This is a genomic window from Haloferax sp. S1W (assembly GCF_044593955.1).
Classification (GTDB): domain Archaea; phylum Halobacteriota; class Halobacteria; order Halobacteriales; family Haloferacaceae; genus Haloferax.
The window spans coordinates 1,002,107-1,022,055 of the sequence record NZ_CP172595.1 but is presented as its reverse complement, the minus strand read 5'-3'; the positions used below and the strand labels follow the sequence as shown (position 1 = coordinate 1,022,055).

Here is a 19,949-nt window from a genome sequence, read left to right as displayed (position 1 = left end):
CGCCAGCCGCCCAACCTCCGGTACTGCGTGCTGCAGTGCCCACGATGAGTCTCGAAACGCCCGGTCCTGATGCGCTATCGACGCTGCTTTCTCGCGTTGTCAGCGACGACACACACCTCTGGGCGGTCACTATCTTGGCGTTTCTGCTCGACGTAGTGACGACGCTGTTCGGGCTGAGTCAGGGACTGTCGGAACTGAACCCGGTCGTCCTCGCGTTGATACCGCGGTTCGGAGCGCTCTGGACGCTACTCCTCTTGAAGTCGATTGTACTCCTCGTCGCGGGCCTTCTGTGGGTGGTTCTGCCGGTTCGCTACCGTGGGGCGGTTCCAATCGGGGTGGCCATCCCGTGGACCGTCGCCGGACTGATGAACACCCAACTCATCCTCATCACGCTGTTTCAGTGAGAGATTGGGACATGCGCTCTGGTCTTAGGCGTCGTCGACGTTCGCTTTTTTCAGAGACAGGGCCGTGCGCGTGAACTCGCACACGAGGTCGTCGTCTTGGTTGAACACCTCGACTTTCATCGTCACGACCCCGCGCTCGCCGTCGGAGGTCTCGCGCTTGTCGAGGACGGTGGTCTGGGCACGGAGCGTGTCGCCGTGGAACACCGGATTCGGATGGGATACGTCGTCGTAGCTGAGGTTTGCGACGATGGTCCCGTCGGTCGTGTCGGGAATCGAGATACCGACTGCGAGGCTCATGGTAAACAGGCCGTTGACCAGACGCTCGCCGAACTGCGTGTCCGCGGCGAACTCCTCGTCGAGGTGCAGCGGCTGCTGGTTCATCGTCATGTCGCAGAAGCGCTGGTTGTCCGACTCCGAGACTGTCCGTCGCTTTTCGTGTTCGATGGTCTGTCCGACCTCGAACTCCTCGTAGTACAGGCCAGTCATAGGCCAGTGTGTGCAAGACCATGATAAAATCGTGACGGTCCGCAAACCGATTCACGGTATGACAACTCTTGCCCCAAGCGAAAACAGATAACAACCATTATAATTATCCAACGAAGAGCAACGCGAACACGCTCGCTGGCTGCCCGACCAGGTAGTCGGTGAACGTCATGGACAGTATCTGACCGGCGGCACGCCGGTATCAGGCTGGTACGAACGCACTATGGCATCCGCAGCACCAACATCCGAGACGGACGACGAACCGACGGAAGAGACAGCCCTCGAAACAGCCCGACGACAACTCGACCGCGCGGCAGCGCACCTCGATGTCGACCCGGGCATCATCGAGCGGCTTCACCACCCTAATCAGGTCCACCGCGTCTCGGTCCCCCTCGAACGTGACGATGGCTCGACCGCTGTCTACACCGGCTACCGCGCCCAGCACGACAGTGTCCGCGGCCCGTACAAGGGCGGCCTCCGTTTCCACCCCGATGTCACCGAAGACGAGTGCATCGGTCTCTCGATGTGGATGACGTGGAAATGCGCCCTGATGGACATCCCCTTCGGCGGCGGGAAAGGCGGCATCGTCGTCGACCCCAAAGACCTCTCCACCGACGAGAAAGAGCGCCTCACGCGACGCTTCGCGGAAGAGCTGCGCCCCTTCATCGGCCCCACGAAGGACATCCCTGCACCCGACATGGGCACGGACTCGCAGGCGATGGCGTGGTTCATGGACGCGTACTCGATGCAGGAAGGTGAGACGCAGGCGGGCGTCGTCACGGGTAAGCCACCCGTCGTCGGCGGCAGCAAGGGTCGTGACACGGCCCCCGGTCGCTCCGTCGCAATCATCGCCCGCGAAGCAATCGACCACCTCGGCTGGGATATCGAAGACACCACCGTCGCCGTACAGGGCTTCGGCTCTGTCGGCGCACCCGCCGCGCGCCTCCTCGACGACTACGGCGCGACGGTCGTCGCCGTCTCCGACGTGAACGGTGCAATCTACGACCCCGACGGCCTCGACACCCACGACGTACCGACCCACGAGGAAGAACCGGAAGCCGTCATGAAGTACGACGCGCCGGAGACCATCCCGAACGAGGAACTCCTCGAACTCGACGTTGACGTGCTCATTCCGGCCGCCATCGGCAACGTGCTGACCGAAGAGAACGCCGACGACGTGAAGGCTGACCTCATCGTCGAAGGTGCGAACGGTCCGACCACCTCCGCCGCCGACGCCACCTTCGAGGAGCGCGGCATCCACGTCGTCCCCGACATCCTCGCCAACGCGGGTGGCGTGACCGTCTCCTACTTCGAATGGCTGCAGGACCTCAACCACCGCTCGTGGTCGCTCGAACGCGTCCACGACGAACTGGAGTCCGAGATGCTCGATGCGTGGAACGCCGTCTGCGAGGAAGTCGATTCCCGCAACGTAACGTGGCGTGACGCCGCGTACATCGTCGCGCTCCAGCGCGTCGCCGCCGCCCACGAGCACCGTGGGCTCTGGCCGTGAACTACCCTACCCTACTCGCTCACGGCTGACGCCGTTCGCTCCTTGAGGGTAGGGCTTCCTGCTTCCACGACGCGCTTTGCAGACACAGGTGTATCCACAGGGAGCGCAGTCTCCACAGGCGTTAACGAATCGCATCGCGATTCGTTCGCACACCAGAAATCTTTGATTTCTGGGGACGTTGATTCGGAGTATCCCACTCCTACATCTTCGAGGCCGCGAGAAAGAATGTTCCACGCCGCGTTCGCGTCCCTGTCCGCCTCAAACCCGCAGGCGGGACAGGAGTGTTCACGGACCCACAACGGCTTGTCGGTCGAAACGCCGCACGACGCGCACTCCTTGGTCGTCCCTCTCGGGTTGACCGCCACGAAGTGAGTGCCTTCACGCTCGCACTTGTATTCGAGCAACGAGAGGAACGTCCGCCACGCGGCAGACGCCGTGGTGCGGCTGTTCGACGGCGACTCCATCATCCCCTTCACGTTCAGGTCTTCGACCGCCACGAGGTCGTACTCCCGAGCGTAGTACGCCGAGAGCTTGTGCAAGAAGTCACGGCGCTTCCGTCGGAGGTCGGCGTGACACTCCGCGACTCGACGCCGTTGCTTCTTGTAGTTGTTCGACCCGTGCTGTTTGCGCGAGAGCTTCCGTTGCTCGCGCTCCAAGCGTTCGCGTTCGTCTGAGAGATCAAGGGATCCGACCGCCGTGCCGTCGGTGTCGTGGGCATACTTGAGGATGCCCACGTCGATACCGACGCATTTCTCGGGGTTCTCAGGCGGTTCGGGTGGTTCACGGCTCATTTGGACGCCGAAGGTGGCGAACCACTCGCCCGTCGGTTCCTTCTTGACCGTGACCTGTTTGGGCTTCGCGTCGTCGGGGATGGTTCGGTGGAGCCGAATCGGTATGTCCGCGAGTTTCGAGAGTGACAGGACAGTCTGACCGCCCTTCTTGTCGAGCTTGAAGCCAGACTGACTGTACGTGAAACTGCGGAACTCCCGTGGCGGCTTCCACTTGAGTTGGCCGACGCCGTAGCCGTTCTCCTTGAGCGCCGAGAGTCCTTTGAGGTTGTCGAACAGCCGTTCCACGACAGTTTGGAGAACCTTTGAGTACACGTCTGAGAGGCCGCCCCACCACTTCTTCAGGTCGGGGAGTTCCGACCGCAGGGTGGTCATGGACGGCAGTTCGCCGTGTTCGTCTTGGTACTCGTTGAGGCGGTAGAGTGTGTGGTTGTAGAGTTGCCTACAAATGTCTCGGTGACGGTCCAACTCCTCACGATGGGCGTCGGACGGCTTGAGACGGTACTTGTAGGTGTAGTACATTCTACTCGCGTTGGTTCTCGACGTACTGTTTCAGCACATCCAGCGACACCTGCCCTGTCGAGATGAGGCAGTACGAGTCGTTCCAGAACGAGTCGCCCCACAGTTCGGTCTTCAGTTCGTCCGCGTACTCGTTGCGGATACGGCGGGCGGTCGCGCCCTTAGCCGTGTTGATGAACTTCACGAGGTCTGTGGTTGGCTTCGCTCGGAAGAGGATGTGTACGTGGTCGTCCTCGCCGTCGAGGTTCGTCAGTTCGACACCGTAGTTGTCCGTGAACCCGCTGATGACCTCGTGAATGAATTGGGTTCGCTCCTCGGTTAGCACTCCGCACCGATACTTTGTGGTGAGTATCAGGTGGTAGTGCAGGGAATACGTCGAGTGCGCTCCTGAGTCGAGGTCGTACTCCATTGGGTTCGGCCAATATTATACTACCCTATTGCAAAAACGTTGTGACTGCGTGGGCCTGCGGGTTTGCCACCGAATCGAGTATGAGAACTTTGCGGCGCTGTATCCCCTCCCTGCTCGCGCCTCCCGTTCGGTCGGCGCTCGCTGAGGAAGGGGGCTTAGCGCCTCAGTTCAGCTAAATCGGTTCGGCTCGCACTCTCCCTCTCTGGCCCCAATCCGGGTCGACTCGCCCTCGACTCGGCGGCCGGTACCGCCGACTGACAGGGGCCACGACGAACGATTCACTCCCCGCACATCTTTCACCCGTCCCGCCCTCTGTACGTTCATCATGCCCCGACGCAGTGTGCTGTTCTCCCCCGGTGACAGACCCGAGTTGATGCGAAAGGCCCCGAGCGCTGGCGCCGACGTACTCGTCTTCGACCTCGAAGACGCCGTCGCACCCGGCCGAAAAGTCGAGGCCAGAGACGCCGTTTCCGGAGTCCTCTCGGACGGCGAGTTCGACCCGAACGGAGAGGTCACGGTCCGCGTTAATCCGGGCGAGACGGGTCTCGAAGACATCGAAGCCGTCTGTGCCACCCATCCGCCAGACGCGCTCGTGGTTCCGAAAGCGACCGACTCGAAGGACGTGACGAGCGTCGCCGCCGCGGCGCGAGAAGTCGGTGCCGACTGTCCCGTCATCCCAATCATCGAGAGCGCCGCAGGCGTCCTCTCAGCCCCGGAGATTGCCGCTGCGCCCGACACCACCGCACTCATCTTCGGTGCGGAAGACTTCGCCGCCGACGTGGGCGCGACACGGACCGACGAGGGGACGGAAGTCCTCTACGCCCGAGAGCGTGTGGTCGTCGCGGCCGCGACGGCCGGTGTGGACGCCATCGATACGCTCCACGTCGACTACCACGACGAAGAGGGCCTCCGCGAAGACGCCCGCTTCGGACGACAACTGGGCTACGACGGCAAACTTGCCATCCACCCTGCTCAGGTTGGCCCCATCAACGAAGCGTTCTCGCCGGACCCCGAGGACGTATCGTGGGCGAAGAAGGTGCTTCGAGCGCGTGACGAGGCGAACGCGGACGACCGCGGCGTCTTCGGTGTCGACGGCGAGATGATAGACGCCCCGCTCATCAAGCAAGCAGAGAATATCCTCGACCGAGCGGGCGAATCATACTAGCAACCTGATATTTTTAGGGGCGAGCGTACCGGCTCGTTCTAATCGCCCGACAGGTCCGTGTGCTGAATACTCCTATTACCACTGGGTACGCATATTATCATTATAATATGGTAAAAATTCCGCTAATCTTAAACCGACTGCCGATGCGTATCATAACATGGCACAAGAGGCGAATCCATTCGAGAGTTTGCAGGAACAAATCGACGACGCCGCCGCCTACCTCGACGTGCGCGAGGACTTCATCGAGCGCCTGAAGAATCCCGAACGAGTGCTCGAAACGAACCTGTCCGTCGAGATGGACGACGGGAGCATCGAACTCTTCCGCGCCTACCGGTCGCAGTTCAACGGCGACCGCGGCCCGTACAAAGGCGGGATTCGATATCACCCGGGCGTCACGCGAGACGAAGTAAAGGCCCTCTCCGGGTGGATGGTGTACAAGTGCGCCGTCGTCGACATTCCGTACGGCGGTGGCAAGGGTGGCATCGTCATCGACCCCAAGGACTACACTGAGTCCGAACTCGAACGCATCTCTCGGTCCTTTGCCAAGGAACTTCGCCCCTTCGTCGGTGAGGACCGCGACATCCCCGCGCCGGACGTGAACACCGGCCAGCGCGAGATGAACTGGATTAAGGACACCTACGAGACCCTCGAAAACACCACCGCTCCGGGCGTCATCACGGGCAAGGCGCTGGAGAACGGCGGCAGTGAGGGCCGCGTCGAGGCGACCGGTCGCTCGACGATGCTCACCGCGCGCGAGGCGTTCAAGTACCTCGACCGCGACATCGAGGGCGCGACTGTCGCCGTGCAGGGCTACGGCAACGCTGGTTCTGTCGCTGCGAAACTCATCGAAGACCTCGGGGCGAACATCGTCGCTGTCTCCGACTCGTCTGGCGGCATCTACGACCCCGACGGTCTCGACACCCGCGCGGTCAAGGACTTCAAGAACGAGACGGGTACCGTCTCCGACTACCAGGACACCGAGGCAATTACGAACGAGGAACTGCTCACCCTCGACGTGGACCTGCTCGTCCCCGCCGCGCTCGAAAACGCCATCGACGGCGACCTCGCGAAGGACGTGCAGGCCGACATCATCGCCGAGGCCGCAAACGGGCCGCTCACGCCCCGCGCCGACGACGTGCTCACCGAGCGCGGTGTCCACGTCTTCCCCGACATCCTCGCCAACGCGGGCGGCGTAACCGTCTCGTACTTCGAGTGGGTCCAGAACCGCCAGCGGTTCTACTGGACCGAAGAACGCGTCAACGAGGAACTGGAGCGCGTCATCGTCGACGCCTTCGACAACCTCGTCGATGCCTACGAGACTCACGACCTGCCGAACTTCCGCACCGCCGCGTACGTCGTCGCCATCCGGCGCGTCGTCAACTCCTACGAGTCGAGCGGCAACTGGCCCTAACTGACGGGCCTGCCGACCCGACGACGCCACTGCCGACTGCACTTCGCGGTCGATTCGCCGCCTAACCGCGTCGGAACTCACCGACGTCCATCGTTTTTATTGCATGAAAATGTATAGCATCCGCTCTGGGCGATGCCGAGGGATTCAAGTCGGTGTAGGGCGGTCAAATCATCAATGCGTCAGGACCACCTCATCTCCGCGGTAGACCTCTCGCGAGAGGACATCGAGGCGGTGCTCGACCGCGCGGCCGAAATCGATGCGAATCCTGCGGCGTTCCGACAGCGCCACGCCGGAACGGTTCTCGCACTCTGCTTCTTCGAGCCGAGTACGCGAACCCGGATGAGCTTCGACACCGCGATGAAACGCCTCGGCGGCCAGACGGTCGACATGGGACCGGTCGAGTCGTCGTCGGTTAAGAAAGGCGAGACGCTCGCTGACACCGTCCGCGTCGTCGAAGGCTACGCGGACGCACTCGTGCTTCGCCACCCGAGCGAGGGCGCGGCGACGATGGCCGCCGAATTCGTCGACGTGCCGCTCGTCAACGCGGGCGACGGCGCCGGTCAGCATCCGAGTCAAACGCTCCTCGACCTCTATACCATCCGCGAAAACGCTGGATTGGACGACCTCACCATCGGTATCATGGGCGACCTGAAGTACGGTCGCACGGTTCACTCACTGGCCGAAGCGCTGACGAACTTCGACGTGAACCAGCACTTCATCAGCCCCGAGAGCCTGCAACTGCCCCGAAACGTCCGGTACAATCTGCACGCCGAGGGGGCGAACGTCAAAGAGCACACCGAACTCGACGAGGTGCTTCCGGAACTCGACGTGCTCTACGTGACGCGCATCCAGCGCGAGCGCTTCCCCGACGAGAACGAGTACCTGAAAGTCGCGGGCCAGTACAAAATCGACGACGAGACGCTCGCCGCCGCGTCCGACGACCTCGTCATCATGCACCCGCTTCCGCGCGTGGACGAGATTTCGCCCGAAATCGACGACAGCGACCACGCGAAGTACTTCGAACAGGCACACAACGGCATCCCCGTCCGGATGGCGCTTCTGGACATCCTCCTTTCCAACGATGACTGACGACCACGAACTCCGCGTCTCGAAGATTCAGAACGGAACCGTCATCGACCACGTCGAGGCCGGACAGGCGCTCAACGTCCTCGCCATCCTCGATATCGACGGCACCAGCGGCGAGACGGTCTCTGTCGGGATGAACGTCCCGTCGGACCGCCTCGGCCGCAAGGACATCGTCAAGGTCGAAGGGCGCGAACTGAGTCAGTCCGAGGTGGACGTACTCTCGCTTATCGCACCGGCGGCGAGCATCAACATCGTCCGCGACTACGAAGTGGTCGAGAAGAGCCGCGTTGTCCGACCCGAAACCGTTTCGGGCGTCGTCTCCTGCCCGAACCGCAACTGCATCAGCAACGCCGACGAGCCGATTACCTCCGGCTTTGCGGTCCTGTCCGACGGCGTCCGCTGTGACTACTGTGGCACCATCGTCCGCGAGGACGAAGTCGCCGCGAATCTCGACGTTAGCTAACAGTCTTCGCCTTCGTCTTCTGTCGTCTTTTCGTCGGGTGTCGATTCGTCTGTTCCCGACTCGTGGATGTCGACGCCGGTGAACTCGAAGCGTGCACCGTCAGCGTTCGTACTCGCGTTTTCGACGGACCAGCCGTGTGCGTCGGCCAGCGACCGGACGATGTCGAGACCGTATCCCGTACCGTCCGGGTTCGTGGTGACGCCGGGTTCGAAGACCTTGCCGCTGACGTTCGGGTTGATACCGTCCCCGTCGTCTTCGACGGCGAACCCGTCACCCGAATCGAGTATCTCGACCCGCACCGTCGGCGACGGGCCAGCGTGTTCAATCGAGTTGCGAAAGAGGTTTTCGAACAGCCGTTGCAAGCGGTCGCGGTCGGCATCGACTGTCACGTCCGATTCGATACTGATTGTCGCACCATCCGTATCAACCGACGACCACGCATCGAGCGCGACTTGCTCGAGCGAGACTTCGTCGATATCGAGGACGGCCGTGCCCTGTCGGGCGACCTTCAACACGTCGTCGACGATGTCCCGAATTCGTGTCAGCGATTCCGCGACGCGGTCGAGATACTCAGAATCGTTCGTCTCTCGTTCGAGGTCGAGAAAGCCCATCGAGATAGAAAGCGGATTTCGCAGGTCGTGTGACAACACCCGCGCGAACTCGTCGAGGCGCTCGTTTTGTCGCGCGAGTTGTTCTTCGTGGTGTCTGTGGAGCGTCACGTCACGGGCGACGCCGCAGACACCGACGATGGTACCGTCGGGTGCGACCAACCGCCGACTGGCGAGTTGGAACAAGATTGGCCCTTCTTTCGTCTTCGCTCGGGCCTCGACTACCTTGTCGTTGCCCTCGATGACTTCGTTGAACGCGCGCCGAATCGCGGGGCGGTCGCGCTCGTCGAAAAAGGAGTCGGCGGTTCGTCCGTAGAGTTCCTCGTCGGTGAGACCGAACAGGTCGTTGAGACGCTGGTTCCACCGGACGAGCGACCCCGTCCGGTCGTAGATGTAAAACACGTCGTCGAGCGCATCGAGCGCGTCGACGAGCAACTGGTCGCTTTCATCGTGTTTGACATCGTCCGAGGTGGTTTCCTGAGCGAGACGTTCGGCACGGTGTCGGGCGGCCAGTCGCTCGACGCGAGGGAGTAACTTCTCTTCCGGGTCGAAGTATCCTCGTCGAAGGTAGCCGTCGATTCCGAGTTCGACGAGTTCGGTCGTACGGTCGGGGTCGTCGTCCTCCGCGAGGAAAACCACCGGAATGTCGGTGTCCTTCGCGCGTATCTCTCTGATGAGCGAGACACCTTCGCTGTCCGGAAGCGACTCATTGACGACGATACAGTCGAATGATTCGCCGCCGCGAATCTGAGAGAGCGCGTCGGTGGCGCTCCCCGCGACTGACACCGACAGTGGAGTATCGTCAGCCTCCGTCTCAATCTGTTCGAACACGGTTGCCACTGATTCGACCGACTGCGGACCACCGACAAAGAGGACGCGGGGGGAGTCGCGACCCGAATTGGCGTGAGAGGGGTCAGAGGGCATAGTACGCTATCGACCAGAACCGATACTAGAAAAATAGACGAACTGTAGACTGATAACTATATTGTGAACGTGAATTTATCCTGATGTGTCACGACTGTCGATGAGCGGCCCGTGAGGCGTTCGGTCGAACGTTCGGAGTCGTGGTCGTGTCGTAATCACTTAGTGTCGTGGAAGCGTACGTTAGCGCATGTCCAAGAAGGCTAAACTCGTCTTGGTGCTCGCACTCGTTGCCGTCCTCTACACCGTCTTCTCCGGCGATGGTGAGGCGGTCGAAGTCGAGATAGAAGAGTAAACTGAACCCCTGCCCCACCCGGTTCCTCGCCGGGTGTTCTGTTCTACACTCGTGAGCGGCCGCTGTGTACTACTCGGTCGCCACGCTCTCCTTGGCCGCCGCGCGTTCCCCGCCACCCAGTTGTCAGTCCCGCCAGAGCGAACGACTTACCCACGCCCCGGCCGAAACTGGGTTCATGTACGGGGTCGTCACGCGCAACGCAGAGGAGGTCGACTGGCCAGAGTTCGACCGCGGATTCTACGAGGTCAAGGATGTCACCGGCCGCGCGGCCGAACCGCTTTCGAACGCCGTCAACATGATTTCGTGTTTCGGCGACAACGCCGCCGCGAACGAGAATCCCGAACTCGTCCCCGTCGACGACGAAGGAAACCTCGCCACACGCGACCGGACGTACTTCGACTGGGCGTACATCTGCCCGACGAACGAGAAGTATCGCGCCGGGCTACTCGAAATCGTCGAGGACGCCGCCGCCGCGAACGGTGACGTTCGCCTCGACGACGTTGGATTCCCCCGCGAAGAGTACTGTCACTGTGAGCGCTGTGAACGGCGGTTCAGCGAGTGGTCCGAGGAGAACGACCGCGACGGCGACGAAGCCGACTGGTTCGAGTGGCGCGCCGGGGTCATCACCGAGTTCGTCGCCGACGCCGCCGACCGAATCCCCGGCAGACTCTATCTGACGCTCTACCCGGACCCCTACCCCGGCCACCTCTACCGCCGCGCCGGCCTCGACATCGACGCGCTCTCGGAGTACGTCGACGAGTTCGTCGTTCCGTTGTACGACACGAACTACGGCACGACCTACTGGCTCGAAACTATCGCGAAGGGGTTCCAGACGCTCCTCGCCGACACGGGTGCGGACCTCTCTGTCGAACTCTACGCCGTCAACGTGGACGTAGACGACCTCATCCACGCGCTCGAAGTGGCTGACGAATACACGAAGGATGTTCTCTTCGGCTACGACGCGAGCAACGCCGCCGCAGCGCTCAGGCGGATGACCGCGGACGAAAAAAGCGGCGAGACCTTCCGCCCCGAGGATTCGACGCGGTAAGCACGAGGACCTGAGGACGCGGCCGAACCCGCGTCACAGCGCGCCGGAGAGGAATCCGATGACGACGATTCCGACGACGAAAACCAGCGTCGCAATCGCGAACAGAACGAACATGAGTCGGCGTTGACCGCTCGTCGATTGTGCCATGGACATATTTCAGGACTGATAGTACTTAGCATAGTCGCCGGTCCCGACACTGCCGAGCGGATGACAGCGTTATTCGATGTCTTCGAGCGGCGCGACGTTGTCGAACGTCGGGTCGGGACCGGTTCCGAGTGCCGCCCAGTCGACAGCGTTGGCGAGGACGGTTCGAATCTCGGGTTGTTCGTAGATGGGGAACGTCTCGTGGCCCGGCCGGAAGTAGAAGATTCGGCCCTTGCCGCGGGTGTAGCAGCATCCGCTGCGGAACACCTCGCCGCCTTCGAACCACGAGAGGAAGACGAGTTCGTCGGGAGCGGGAATGTCGAACCGCTCGCCGTACATCTCGGCGCGCGGCACCTCGAACGACTCGGGGAGTCCGTCGGCGATGGGGTGGCCGGGTTCGACCGTCCAGATGCGCTCGCGTTCGCCGTCATCGCGCCACTTCAGGGAACAGGACGTTCCCATGAGGCGCTTGAAGGGCTTCGAGTAGTGACCCGAGTGGAGGACCAACAGTCCCATGCCGTCGCGGACGCGCTGGACCACTCTGTCGGCGATTTCGTCTGTGACTTCCCCGTGGGCCTTGTGTCCCCACCACGCCAGTACGTCCGTCTCGTCGAGGACAGATTCGGTAAGCCCGTGTTCTGGTTCGTCGAGCGTCGCCGTGTTCACGTCGTACCCTGCCTCGCGGAGGCCCTCGGCGACGGTGGTGTGGATGCCGTCGGGGTAGACGGCGGCGACGTCCTCGTTTTCCTTCTCGTGGCGGTACTCGTTCCAGACGGTGACCGTGACCATACACCCGCCGTCATCGGGCGGCGTCAAGTAGTCACCGGCATGGGCGACCGTCTCAATCCCCTATTGGCCTTCGAACTCCGGTTCTCTGCGCTCCATGAACGATTCGACGCCCTCGGCGTGGTCGTCTGTCTCGAAGACGACCGCCTGCGCCGTCGCCTCATGTTCGATGGCCGCTTCGAGCGAGTCGTCAGAGCGTCGAAGCAAGCGCTTGGACGTTTTGAGCGCCGTTGTCGGCCCACCCGCGATGCGCCCGGTCAACTCGGCTAATTCGTCTTCGAACTCGTCAGTGCCCGCGACGCGATTGACCACACCCAGTTCGAGCGCTCGCTCCGGGCCGAGGAGTTCGCCCGTGTAGACGAGTTCCATTGCGACGTTTTGGCCGACGAGTCTCGGCAGAAGGTACGACAGTCCCGAGTCCACCGCGAGGCCGACTCGCCGGAAGCCGAAGCCGATGTGTGCCGCTTCGTGAAGCAACTGGATGTCGCAGGCGATAGCCAGCGCACCGCCTGCACCGACTGCCGCGCCGTCGATTGCGGCGACCGTCGGAAGGTCACATTCGTAGACCCGCCGAATACAGTCGGCGGTGTCGTGGATGATGTGGTCCACCGCGTCGGGAAGCGACAGCGCATCGGACTGTAGCTGTATCATGGCGTTTACGTCGCCACCGGCACAGAACGCGCCTTCGGACCCGCGAAGAACGACGCACCGCGACTCGTCCGGGAGGGAGTCGAGCGCCTCGCGTACGCCTGCGGTCACCTCCACTGTGAGCGCGTTTCGCGTCTCTGGCGCGTCGAGCGTGATTGTCGCGACGTGTTCGTCGATGCTGAGTCGCACCGCGTCGGAGTCGAGTTCGACCTCAGTCATTTTCGTCGCAGACGTGCAGAACCGTGATAAACGTTTGGCCAGTGGAGAGTTTTCACAGTCGGTGTGCTGCGGCCTCACCCAAAGATGTCCACCGCGTCGATACCCAGACCGGGCGTCTCGGGGACGACCATCTCCCCACTCTGAACCGGGGCAGGGTCTACCGCCACGTCCGAATCGAGGAGCGACGCGGTCGCAAGTCCATGGGCGCGTTCGCCGGGCACTGCGGCGGCGACGTGGAGTGCGCCGAGTCTGGCGACAGCGGCGTCGATAGTCGTGGTGACGACGACACCCACGCCGGTTTTCTCGGCGCGAGCGGCAACATCGAGAACGCGGTCCGGACCACCGAGCGCCATCGGTTTACAGACGAGCACGTCCGCGGCGTTCGACGCCAGCGCACGCCCCGGCGAGACTGCGGCGAGCGATTCGTCGAGGGCGATAGGCGTGTCGTGGAGTCGCCTGAGGACGGCGTGTCCGGCGAGTTCGTCGGCCGGAAGCGGCTGTTCGAGGTATTCGAGGTCGAGGTCGGAAATCGCACCGAGGAACCGGTCGGCAGTCCAGCGGTCCCACGCACCGTTCGCGTCGGCCCGGAGCGACACATCGGGACCGACCGCCTCGCGGACCGCGCGGAGACGAGCGATATCGTCGTTCGTGTCGCGCGCGCCGACCTTCAGTTTCAAGCAGCCGAACCCCTCGGAAACCGCATTCTCGGCGGTCCTAACGGTCTCCTCGACGGGTGCGTCACCGACCGTCGAATTCACCGGAAGCGAGGTGTGTGGGTCGCTAGCGTATGCGTCCGCGAGCGGGTGGCCGTCGCGCCGAGCGCGGGCATCTGCATGGGCGAGCGAGACAGCGTGTCTGGCGGCGGGAGTTTCGTCGAGAGTACCCGTTTCGAGTGCCGTTTTCGGGTCGCTCACGTCGTCGAGCGCAGCGCGACAGTCGGCGAGTGATTCGGTCCACCCCGGAAGCGGTGTCGCCTCACCGATGCCCGTGACGCCGTCCACCTCGACAGCGACGAGGATTCCCTCGCGGCGCTCGATGTCACCGTTTGCGGTGGTGAGCGGGCGTCGGAGTTCGAGGGAGAAGTCTCGGGTGCGCATCACGCGAGGGCGAGGCCAATCGAGAACAAGAGGGCGTAGAGCGCCAGCAACTTCCCGGTGTCTTCCAGCGCGGGGTTGAGCATGTCACCTCTCGTCTCGGTGAGGACGGTTCGCGCGATTCTGGCCGCGATAGGCATCGTAAGGACCGGCAAGAGGACGTACCAGTCGAATCCGGAGCGCGTCCAGAGATAAAGCGGCACGGCGTAGGCGACGACCAGCATCACCACGTACTCGGCGCGGGCGAAGCCGTACCCAAAGCGGACGGCGAGCGTCCGCTTGCCCGTCGTCGCGTCTTCTTCCTTGTCGCGGACGTTGTTCACGACGAGGATGTTCGTCGAGATAGCCGCGATTGGAAGGCTGGCGAGGATTGCGACGAGCGTGACTGTGCCCGGCGGAATGCCCACCGAAAGCGGGTCGGCGAGGATGCTCGCCGCCTGGACGTAGTAGGTGCCGACGACGGCGATGAGGCCGAAGAAGACGAAGACGAACAGGTCGCCGAGTCCGTGGTAGCCGAGGGGGTACGGACCGCCGGTGTAGGCGATGCCGGAGGCAACAGAGAGGAGTCCGATGACGAGGATGGGAACGCCGCCGACGTAGACGAGATAGGTGCCGAGGAGGATGGCGATGGCGAAGGTGAGGTACATCGCGCGTTTGACCTCGGCGGGCGGGATGAGACCGCCAGCCGTCACGCGGGTGAAGCCTTCCCGCGCCTCAGTGTCGGCCCCCTGAATCGCGTCGTAGTAGTCGTTGGCGAAGTTGGTCCCAATCTGGATGAGGAGCGCGCCGACGAGGGCCGCCAGCGCGGGAAGTGGGGCGAAAACACCGTCGTGAACCGCGAGGGCCGTCCCGACGAGGACGGGCGCGGCGGCCGCCGGGAGCGTCTGGGGCCGCGACGCCATCACCCACGCCTGTGTGCGAGAGACATCCTGCGTACTCATTGTACTCCACTCGGGACGGCGCGGGCGTCAAAGTTCGGTTTGTCGACGACGGCGGCGCTCACCGGGTCGAAGACTGGACTCGGCGGCCGCCCGAAGGCACGGACAGACGCACTGGTTTTCAAGCGACCGACCGAGTGAGTGGCGGGAGCGGCGAAATCCACCGATGAGTGAGTCAGGGAGTGAAAGCGGGGCTATTCCGCGTTGGGGGTGGATTTCACGCCGGGTTCGGTGCCGACATCGAGATGCTCGGCGAGTCGTTCGTGACCTCGCGCGGTTCGTGCTTCGACCTCCTCCTCAGAGAGGTAGGTCGAAAGCCGACGGTCGATGTCGGCCTCGCGGAGTTCGCGGAGTTTCTCTTCGGAGAGGTCGCAGTCGTCGGGGACTCGGTCGTCGAACCACTCGCGCCAGTCGTCTCGGTCGCCTTCGAGTTCCGCAGCGCGGCGCATCCAGTCCCAGTGTCCGGCGATTTCGTCCGGGTATCCCTGGTCGCGGCGAACGTCGGAGATGACCGTGCGAGCGACGCGCGCGCCGTGACCGGCCGAGATAATCGCCTGCGCGTTGATGTCGGTCACGGGTGCGACCACGTACAGCCCCTCGAACGGCGTCCGGCCGTCCTGGTCGGGGTAGTCGCGGTTGAAGCGCTCGCGTTCTTCGCCCTCGTACTCGTACTGGATGAACATCGAGTCGTCGCCGAGGGGCTTGAGGTACGCACCGCCGTAGCGGGCCGCGGCGACGACGCGTCTGGCGGTGACGGTGCGCCCCTCCTGTGTCGTGACGGTGAATCCCGTCTCGTTTTCGTCGACCGCTTCGACGAGGTCCGAGACGAGTTCGCACCCGGCTTCCTCGGCGTGGTCGTGCATCAACCCGTACAGCGTGTCGATGTCGATACCCGCCGGGAACCCGAGGTAGTTTTCGAGGTAGGCACACCGCCGCAGCGACGACCGACCGCGGTCGAAGATGACGGTGTCGAGGCCGTACCGGCCGGTAAACACACCGGCCGAACAGCCCGCAGGACCGCCGCCGACGATGACCACGTCGTGGTCGAACTCGGCTTGCGACTCCGTGGTCTCGTCGGGAGACATGGTTAGAAGTCGCCGTTGACGATGTCCGCGATGCGCTGGCGGTCGAACAGTTTCTCGTCGCTCGTGACCTCACCGAACACGTCGGGGTACAGTTGCTGTGCCCCGCGCTCGGTCAGGAAGAAGTTGTGAATCGGACCCTGGTAGAGGTAGCCACCGCGGTAGACGCGGTCGTTCTTGACGGCCGTCAGTTCGCTGGCGACGGGGTGGGACTTCATGAATTCGAGGACGGTGTCGCGGAACTCCTGGGCCGACTTGCGCTCGTGTGCGCGCAGGAGAATCACGTCGGGGTCGACCTCCAGCATGGCCTCGTAGTCGATTTTGCCGCGGTCGGTGGTGCTGAGACCCTTGATGCCCGTGCCGGAGAGCGCGTCGCTGACACCGAGGTCACGCCACTGCTTCTTGCTCGTCCCCTTGTCGTTGAGACGGTAGGGCGAGAACTTCTCGGGTTCGTCGCTGCCCGCGTAGACCAGAAGCACGTTCGGGCGCTCGTCGGCCGGGGGAAGCTTCGCCTGAATGTCGGCGATGAACTCGTCGTGAAGCTCATTGAACGCCTGGTAGCGCTCTTCTTCCTGGAAGAGCGCCGCGACCTTCTCGAAGGCCTCATAGAGGGTGTAGTAGCGGTAGTCGTGCCATTCGTCCTCACGCCGGAAGATGAGGTTGCCGAAGAACGGCCCGACGCCCTTGGTAATCTCTTCGACATCCTGCTGTTTCCACCCGAACCAGTTCGTGAGCATGTTCGGGTCCATCAGGTGGACCTCGTTGTCCAGCGCGTAGAACATCTCCTTGGACATGTCGCTGTCCAGAAGCTGGTTCTCCTCGACGACGGAGCGGTCCACGCTCACGCCGGGGAGTTCGTCGTAGACGTAGGTGTAGTAGCGACTCGCACCGCCGATGCCAGTCATCTTGTCGCCGACGCCGAGTGCGACACCCATGTCGGCGTAGCCGCCGTTGTAGGCAATCCACGATTCGGGAACCGAGTCGAGCGTCACTTCGCCCATCGGAGCCATCGATACGGAGTACGACGTGTCGGGTTCCGCCGTCGTCGTCTCTTCCGTGGTGGACTCAGTTTCTTCCGCGGTGGTCTCCTCAGTAGCCGCTCCTTCTCCGTCCGAATCGGATGTACAGCCAGCGAGAAGCCCCGCACCGAGGACAGACCCGTACTTGAGATAATTGCGCCGAGTTAGTGAGTTCCGTTCCGTGGAATCTTCGTCCATACGTTTTAGGCCTGCCTAAAGGTATAAGTGACTTTCTAAATTTAGGCGTGCCTAAATCCTTCGCTCGTGGGTACTACTGCCTCAGTAGTGCCACGGGTAGTCGCGGAACGCTGGCTGGCGTTTTTCGAGGAACGCGTCGCGACCTTCTTGTGCCTCTTCGGTCATGTACGCGAGTCGCGTCGCCTCGCCAGCGAACACCTGTTGGCCGACCATTCCGTCGTCAGTCATGTTGAACGCGTACTTGAGCATCCGCATCGCCGTCGGTGACTTCTTCGTCATCTCGTCGGCCCACTCCAGCGCAACGTCCTCTAGTTCTTCGTGCGGAATCGCTTCGTTCGCCATCCCCATATCGACGGCCTCCTCGGCGGAGTAGGTCTTGCCCATGAAAAACACCTCGCGGGCTTTCTTCTGGCCGACCTGCTTGGCGAGATACGCCGACCCGAAGCCGCCGTCGAAAGAAGCCACGTCGGGGTCGGTCTGGAGGAACTTCGCGTGCTCTTCGGAGGCGAGCGTCATGTCGCAGACGACGTGCAGGGAGTGGCCACCGCCGACGGCCCATCCTGGGACAACGGCGACGACGGGTTTGGGCATGAATCGGATGAGGCGCTGGACTTCGAGGATGTGCAGTCGCCCGGCTTTCGCCTCGCGGACGAGCGGGTCGTCGGACACGTCTGCCTCGTCGTCGTCGCGGTACTCGTAGCCCGACCCGCCGCGAACCGACTGGTCGCCGCCGGAACAGAAGGCCCAGCCACCGTCTTTCTCGGAGGGGCCGTTCCCAGTCAGGAGAACGCATCCGATATCGGCCTGCTTTCGGGCGTGGTCGAGTGCGGCGTAGAGTTCGTCCACCGTCCCCGGGCGGAAGGCGTTGCGGACCTCGGGGCGGTCGAACGCGATGCGCACCGCCGGAACGTCGACAGCGCGGTGATAAGTGATGTCGTTGAACTCGTCGGACCCCTCGACCGGTTCCCAGCGGTCGGGGTCGAATATCTCCGAGACCATATCGAGAGGCGGCGCGGGCGGCGCAAAAAGATTCGCTTGCGTAGTCGACACACCGGTGCACGACCCCAACCGAGCGCCCACCCCAGCCGTATTTGTCTTCCGGCAAACAATTATCGTGGTATGTCCTCCGTTTCTGCCCTCCTCGTCCGGTTCGTCCACGTCTCGGGGGTGGCGCTTCTGTTGGGTGGTGCCGTCTTCGTGTGGTATGCGTGCCGAACCGTCGGCGTCGACGACGACCGAGTTCGCCTCGCCGTCGGATACGAGTGGGTGTTTTGGGGGGCGATAGCGGCAATGCTCGTCACCGGCGTCGGCAACCTCGGTGCACTCGGCGCACCCGGTCCATCGACCCGCTGGGGGTCGATTCTGACGCTCAAGTTGGGCGTCGTCACCGTCTTCGTCGTCGGGTCGTTCCTCCGGACATTCGTCGTTTTGACGGTCGAACGCCACAGCATCTCGGCGCTTCGGCGACTCACACTCGAACAAGCCTACGGCGCGACAGCGTGGACACTCGTTCTCCTCGTCGGACTCGCGGAGGTGTTGGCTCATGGCTGACGCCGACTGGCTCGAAGTGTGGACGGTATCCACGTTCAACGTCGTCGCGCTGGGACTCGTCGGCGTCACCGCGGGCCACACGACCGGCGCGTTGACGGACAGTCTCCCCAACTTCGGGACGCTCCCCGGCGTGGTGACGTTCATCTACCTGTGGGCGCTCACGGTGCTGGCGACTCGGTGGGCACTCTCAGAAGGCGGCCTCGACAGAATTCACGAGGGAGAACTCGCCACGCTCGTCGGCCGGGGTGCCATCGCCGGGGCGGGAATCGGGGCTGGATTCCTCCTCGGCGCAGTTCTCGTCGGCTCTGCCGTCGCAGTCGTTCGATTCGTCCTCGAACAGGGGACGACTGGTGGCTTTCAGGTACTCCCGTTCCTGCTCATCATCCTCGTCGGCGTGGGCATCGCCGCCCTCGTCGGGGCGCTCGTTGGCGGCGTGTTCGTCGTTCTCGACGCCGCCTGCTACTGGGTCGCCGGACGGTTCGTGAGACTGGACGCGGGAGGAGAATAAAGCGGGTTCAGCTATCGTCGGTCGTATCCAGTACCGGTCCGTCGGGGCTCGTCACCCACGACGCGAGGAGGATAACCGCCGCTGCGATAACACCGAGCAGGACGCTCTCGGCGGCCGCCCCGTATCCGGCCAGCGCAGCACATAGGAGCACCGTCGAGGACGCTCGGTCGTTCGAGAACGCCCGACCGATTCCGTCGACACGGCGGAGTCGCCGCCAGAGTCCCCAAGCACTGACAGCGACGAGGACGATAATCAGTCCGCGCCACGGGTTTCCGTGGTCGAAATTCATGGCGGCGTGGTACGCACCAATCAGCCCGAGAGCGCCTGCGAGCGTCCGGTAGCCGCCGGGAATCGACACGACGAACCTCGACGGGCCGTCTGACGGAGATGATGCACCAGTACTCGATGTCGTCTCGTCGGTTGCATCGACGAGCGACTCCTCGGGGACCGGTTCCGACTCAGTCCGTGTCGATTCCGACTGGTCGTCGGTCTCTGCGGTGTCGTCCGGTGAATCTGGGGGAGAAGGTTCGTCTGGCACGCGCGCTACCCATCGTCCTCGCGTGATAAGTCCAACCGGTAATCAGTTTGGGGCGACGAGCGAAGCGGCCGCGAACACGGACGAGCGAGCCGAGTGAGTAAGTCAGTCGGGAGG

The 19,949-nt window shown here is 63.1% G+C and carries 21 protein-coding genes; 9 read left to right on the top strand and 12 right to left on the bottom strand.

Annotated elements, in window-relative coordinates; genetic code table 11:
* The first annotated feature begins 44 nt into the window (after positions 1 to 44).
* Complete coding sequence (locus ACH9L7_RS05350) at positions 45 to 404, top strand: DUF5658 family protein (RefSeq protein WP_396612701.1); 360 nt, start codon at positions 45 to 47, stop codon at positions 402 to 404.
* Between the two features lie 24 nt (positions 405 to 428).
* On the opposite strand, the gene ACH9L7_RS05345 is transcribed toward ACH9L7_RS05350, so the two are convergent.
* Entirely contained in the window at positions 429 to 890 is a 462-nt protein-coding gene (locus ACH9L7_RS05345; protein WP_396612700.1) for a MaoC family dehydratase, read from the bottom strand.
* 220 nt (positions 891 to 1,110) lie between these two features.
* On the opposite strand from ACH9L7_RS05345, the gene gdhB reads away from it, so the two are divergent.
* Positions 1,111 to 2,397 (top strand): glutamate dehydrogenase GdhB, encoded by a 1,287-nt coding sequence (gene gdhB, locus ACH9L7_RS05340; protein ID WP_396612699.1) that lies wholly within the window; start codon positions 1,111 to 1,113, stop codon positions 2,395 to 2,397.
* Positions 2,398 to 2,408: 11 nt separating this feature from the next.
* On the opposite strand, the gene ACH9L7_RS05335 is transcribed toward gdhB, so the two are convergent.
* A complete protein-coding gene (locus ACH9L7_RS05335) occupies positions 2,409 to 3,707 on the bottom strand; it encodes an RNA-guided endonuclease InsQ/TnpB family protein (protein ID WP_396612698.1) in 1,299 nt (432 codons plus the stop codon).
* Position 3,708: 1 nt separating this feature from the next.
* The gene (gene tnpA / locus ACH9L7_RS05330; protein WP_396611129.1) at positions 3,709 to 4,113 is read right to left on the bottom strand and encodes an IS200/IS605 family transposase; all 405 of its coding nucleotides are present in this window, start codon (positions 4,111 to 4,113) and stop codon (positions 3,709 to 3,711) included.
* A gap of 325 nt (positions 4,114 to 4,438) precedes the next feature.
* Here tnpA and ACH9L7_RS05325 point away from each other — a divergent pair, with 325 nt between their 5' ends.
* The 4 genes from ACH9L7_RS05325 (at position 4,439) to pyrI (ending at position 8,238) form a co-directional block, all read left to right on the top strand.
* The gene (locus ACH9L7_RS05325) at positions 4,439 to 5,278 is read left to right on the top strand and encodes an HpcH/HpaI aldolase/citrate lyase family protein (RefSeq protein ID WP_396612697.1); all 840 of its coding nucleotides are present in this window, start codon (positions 4,439 to 4,441) and stop codon (positions 5,276 to 5,278) included.
* Positions 5,279 to 5,435: 157 nt separating this feature from the next.
* Positions 5,436 to 6,689 (top strand): Glu/Leu/Phe/Val dehydrogenase, encoded by a 1,254-nt coding sequence (locus ACH9L7_RS05320; protein ID WP_396612696.1) that lies wholly within the window; start codon positions 5,436 to 5,438, stop codon positions 6,687 to 6,689.
* Between the two features lie 174 nt (positions 6,690 to 6,863).
* On the top strand, positions 6,864 to 7,778 hold the full coding sequence (gene pyrB / locus ACH9L7_RS05315; protein WP_396612695.1) for an aspartate carbamoyltransferase: 915 nt from the start codon (positions 6,864 to 6,866) through the stop codon (positions 7,776 to 7,778).
* On the top strand, positions 7,771 to 8,238 hold the full coding sequence (pyrI, locus tag ACH9L7_RS05310; RefSeq protein ID WP_396612694.1) for an aspartate carbamoyltransferase regulatory subunit: 468 nt from the start codon (positions 7,771 to 7,773) through the stop codon (positions 8,236 to 8,238). The genes pyrB and pyrI overlap by 8 nt, the downstream gene beginning before the upstream one ends.
* Here pyrI and ACH9L7_RS05305 read toward each other — a convergent pair.
* Entirely contained in the window at positions 8,235 to 9,770 is a 1,536-nt protein-coding gene (locus ACH9L7_RS05305) for an ATP-binding protein (protein WP_396612693.1), read from the bottom strand. The two genes, pyrI and ACH9L7_RS05305, sit on opposite strands and share 4 nt — an antisense overlap.
* Before the next feature lie 467 nt (positions 9,771 to 10,237).
* On the opposite strand from ACH9L7_RS05305, the gene ACH9L7_RS05300 reads away from it, so the two are divergent.
* On the top strand, positions 10,238 to 11,110 hold the full coding sequence (locus ACH9L7_RS05300) for a hypothetical protein (protein WP_396612692.1): 873 nt from the start codon (positions 10,238 to 10,240) through the stop codon (positions 11,108 to 11,110).
* A 216-nt stretch (positions 11,111 to 11,326) separates the two neighbouring features.
* Here ACH9L7_RS05300 and ACH9L7_RS05295 read toward each other — a convergent pair whose 3' ends face one another.
* The 7 genes from ACH9L7_RS05295 to ACH9L7_RS05265 form a co-directional block, all read right to left on the bottom strand.
* Complete coding sequence (locus ACH9L7_RS05295) at positions 11,327 to 12,043, bottom strand: ThuA domain-containing protein (RefSeq protein ID WP_396612691.1); 717 nt, start codon at positions 12,041 to 12,043, stop codon at positions 11,327 to 11,329.
* Positions 12,044 to 12,103: 60 nt separating this feature from the next.
* Positions 12,104 to 12,907: an enoyl-CoA hydratase/isomerase family protein gene (locus ACH9L7_RS05290; RefSeq protein ID WP_396612690.1), complete on the bottom strand. Its 804-nt coding sequence runs from the start codon at positions 12,905 to 12,907 to the stop codon at positions 12,104 to 12,106.
* Between the two features lie 74 nt (positions 12,908 to 12,981).
* On the bottom strand, positions 12,982 to 14,004 hold the full coding sequence (gene menC / locus ACH9L7_RS05285) for an o-succinylbenzoate synthase (RefSeq protein ID WP_396612689.1): 1,023 nt from the start codon (positions 14,002 to 14,004) through the stop codon (positions 12,982 to 12,984).
* Complete coding sequence (locus ACH9L7_RS05280) at positions 14,004 to 14,903, bottom strand: 1,4-dihydroxy-2-naphthoate polyprenyltransferase (RefSeq protein ID WP_396613224.1); 900 nt, start codon at positions 14,901 to 14,903, stop codon at positions 14,004 to 14,006. Before ACH9L7_RS05280 ends, menC begins: the two co-directional genes overlap by 1 nt.
* A 230-nt stretch (positions 14,904 to 15,133) precedes the next feature.
* The gene (locus ACH9L7_RS05275; RefSeq protein ID WP_396612688.1) at positions 15,134 to 16,024 is read right to left on the bottom strand and encodes an NAD(P)/FAD-dependent oxidoreductase; all 891 of its coding nucleotides are present in this window, start codon (positions 16,022 to 16,024) and stop codon (positions 15,134 to 15,136) included.
* 2 nt (positions 16,025 to 16,026) lie between these two features.
* Positions 16,027 to 17,238: an ABC transporter substrate-binding protein gene (locus ACH9L7_RS05270; RefSeq protein ID WP_396612687.1), complete on the bottom strand. Its 1,212-nt coding sequence runs from the start codon at positions 17,236 to 17,238 to the stop codon at positions 16,027 to 16,029.
* 81 nt (positions 17,239 to 17,319) lie between these two features.
* The gene (locus ACH9L7_RS05265; protein ID WP_396612686.1) at positions 17,320 to 18,237 is read right to left on the bottom strand and encodes a 1,4-dihydroxy-2-naphthoyl-CoA synthase; all 918 of its coding nucleotides are present in this window, start codon (positions 18,235 to 18,237) and stop codon (positions 17,320 to 17,322) included.
* Between the two features lie 120 nt (positions 18,238 to 18,357).
* On the opposite strand from ACH9L7_RS05265, the gene ACH9L7_RS05260 reads away from it, so the two are divergent.
* Positions 18,358 to 18,789 carry a hypothetical protein gene (locus ACH9L7_RS05260; RefSeq protein WP_396612685.1) on the top strand — a complete coding sequence of 144 codons (432 nt, stop codon included), beginning with the start codon at positions 18,358 to 18,360 and terminating at the stop codon, positions 18,787 to 18,789.
* On the top strand, positions 18,782 to 19,297 hold the full coding sequence (locus tag ACH9L7_RS05255) for a hypothetical protein (RefSeq protein ID WP_396612684.1): 516 nt from the start codon (positions 18,782 to 18,784) through the stop codon (positions 19,295 to 19,297). Before ACH9L7_RS05260 ends, ACH9L7_RS05255 begins: the two co-directional genes overlap by 8 nt.
* A gap of 7 nt (positions 19,298 to 19,304) precedes the next feature.
* Here the strand turns inward: ACH9L7_RS05255 and ACH9L7_RS05250 are convergent, their stop codons facing one another.
* Positions 19,305 to 19,835, bottom strand: a complete 531-nt coding sequence (locus tag ACH9L7_RS05250) for a hypothetical protein (protein ID WP_396612683.1) — start codon at positions 19,833 to 19,835, stop codon at positions 19,305 to 19,307.
* Between the last annotated feature and the right edge of the window lie 114 nt (positions 19,836 to 19,949).